This is a genomic window from Sulfitobacter sediminis (genome assembly GCF_040811725.1).
GTDB classification, from domain to species: domain Bacteria; phylum Pseudomonadota; class Alphaproteobacteria; order Rhodobacterales; family Rhodobacteraceae; genus Sulfitobacter; species Sulfitobacter sediminis.
The window spans coordinates 1-231 of sequence record NZ_JBFNXX010000292.1; the positions used below are offsets into that span (position 1 = coordinate 1).

1 protein-coding gene is annotated in these 231 nt (G+C 66.2%); it reads right to left on the reverse strand.

The genetic code is table 11. From position 1 onward, the window contains the following. Positions 1 to 231, reverse strand: a 231-nt coding sequence (locus tag AB2B41_RS24220; RefSeq protein ID WP_367880294.1) for a hypothetical protein, incomplete at both ends; no start/stop codon positions are given.

Sequence of the window (231 nt, forward strand, 5' to 3'; positions counted from 1 at the left end):
GAGGAGTGTCTGGAGTCGAGCGGTGTGCAGTTCCGATGTTTGTCGCCGCCGTTATTGCCGCCGCCGTTGTTGTCGCCGCCGTTGTTGACGCCGCCGTTGTTCTCGCCGCCGATGTTGTCGCCGCCGTTGTTCTCGCCGCCGTTATTATCGCCGCCGTTGTTCTCGCCGCCGTTGTTGTCGCCGCAGTTGTTCTCGCAGCCGCTCGGGTCGCGCCGGTGGTTGGCGCCGCGG